3 protein-coding genes are annotated in these 1,827 nt (G+C 49.1%); all 3 read right to left on the bottom strand.

All coding sequences use genetic code 11. The annotated features are described in order from the left end of the window. Positions 1-190: DUF5674 family protein (locus VGA08_01445; protein HEX9679258.1), on the bottom strand; the 190-nt coding region annotated here is incomplete at its 3' end. A gap of 19 nt (positions 191-209) precedes the next feature. After that, positions 210-1,136: a galactose-1-phosphate uridylyltransferase gene (gene galT / locus VGA08_01440; protein ID HEX9679257.1), complete on the bottom strand. Its 927-nt coding sequence runs from the start codon at positions 1,134-1,136 to the stop codon at positions 210-212. Between the two features lie 77 nt (positions 1,137-1,213). After that, the gene (gene ruvC / locus VGA08_01435; GenBank protein HEX9679256.1) at positions 1,214-1,699 is read right to left on the bottom strand and encodes a crossover junction endodeoxyribonuclease RuvC; all 486 of its coding nucleotides are present in this window, start codon (positions 1,697-1,699) and stop codon (positions 1,214-1,216) included. Between the last annotated feature and the right edge of the window lie 128 nt (positions 1,700-1,827).

Here is a 1,827-nt window from a genome sequence, read left to right as displayed (position 1 = left end):
CCCAGAGATTTTGTTGGCGTGAGCCTTGATCCAAAAGGGCTGCTTCCTCATCGGCGTGCAATTCGGCCCCAATCGCCATAATTTTTTGTTCCAGATCAACAACCGCTTTGACCATATCGCCAAACCCTTGGCGAGCCAATGCTTGAAGCTTTTCAAATTCGATCGGCTGAGAGATGACTTTAGTTTCCATATTGTTTGCGGCTGAGTAGTTATTTTCGGTAAAACTCGGCCGCCTCTTCCGGCGCGATTGGATTTATAATCAAGCCCGAACCAATCTCAACCCCGGCCCAAACGCTGCCGCGCGGAGTTATTTTGAGGTAGAGGTGCTGATCCTTGTCGTGCACAACTTGGTGAAAGTAGTAGTTGTAGGGGAGCTTAAGGCGGCCTATTTTTTTCAGAATTTTTTTAAGCATGGTCGCCAGACTTTTGCGTTCCGCGTCGGTAAGCAGGCTGACGTTGTCAATGTGGCGTTTCGGCACAATCCAAATCTCGTAGTTGTGCATTGAGGCGTAAGGACAGAAGGCCAGCAGATTGGCATCTTCAAATACCCGGCGCGCTCCGCGACTCTCTTTTTTTACCACGTCGCAGTAAACGCACCGGCCGGTTTTGATTTTGTAATCGTGGACTCGGTCAGATTTATCTTTGAGGTGGGGCGGCAGAAACTGCGTCGCGAAAATTTGCGAGTGCGCGTGAACGAGCGAAGCGCCGGCCGCGCCGCCTTCATTTTTGAAAATTAAAACGTAGTCAATTTTTTTGTCCCGCGTAATGGCAGAAGTCCGGTCGCCGTAGAGCTTGAAAAGTTTGGTCAGTTGCGAAACGGATAAGTTCTCGACTTCAGCCCGGTGATCCGGAGTTTCAATCACGACTTCTTGCTGGCCGTAGGCCTTGGGATTTGTGGGTGTGACAGCCGGGAACCCATTTGGGATAGCTACCAGTTCCCAGTTTTCCGGCCGACCGACTACCTCCAAAAATTTTTGGCCGCGTTTTCGCATGGCCAGCGGGCAGAAAACACAACTGGTTTTGCTCGGCGGCTTGAGTCTCTCCGGTCGCTCAACGTCGTGCGGACGCTTGCCACGGCGGGGAGCGATTAACACGTATTTGTCTTGAATGTAGTCTTTGCGAATTTCGGAACGCATATTTTTAGTAAACAGTAGTTAGTAATTAAGTATTAAGTGTTGGTAATTATTTATCTCCGCTACTTACTACTTACTACTTATTTTAGCTTACTTCTGCTATGAGCACAGCAAATGGCAACCGCCAGCGCGTCGGCCGCGTCATCTGGCTTTGGCATGGTTTTAAGCTTAAGCATGATTTTGACTAGGGTCTGAATTTGCCGCTTGTCAGCCCGGCCATAGCCGCTTAAGGCTTGCTTGACTTGGAGCGGCGTGCAGTCCAGGGTTGTTAACCTATGCCGGGCAGCGGCCAGGAGTATGACTCCGCGGGCCTGGCTAACGGCCATGGCGGTGGTTACGTTGGTATGAAAAAAAATTTGTTCAACCGCGACTATTTCCGGTTTATATTTTTTAATCAGCTTTTCAACTGCTGTAAAAATATGTTCCAACCGATTCGCCATCGGCTGTTTCGACTGGGTTTGGATTGAGCCGTAGTCCAATGCGGTTAGCTCATGCTTTACTTGGGTGATAACGCCAAAACCGGTATCTGCCACGCCGGGATCAATGCCTAGGATAATCCGTGGCATAACTTTAGAATTTGGCGTTGGTATAGACTTGGCTAATATCCTCGTCGTCTTCCAGGACGGCAATCAGTTTTTCAATCTTTTCCAGGTCGACCGTGGCTGTTAGTTCTTTTGGAATAAATTCATTTTCG

This window comes from Candidatus Saccharimonadales bacterium (assembly GCA_036397795.1).
Taxonomy (GTDB): Bacteria; Patescibacteriota; Saccharimonadia; order Saccharimonadales; family DASWIF01; genus DASWIF01.
The sequence above is the reverse complement of the archived record's forward strand: the minus strand, read 5'-3'. Positions and strand labels throughout refer to the sequence as shown.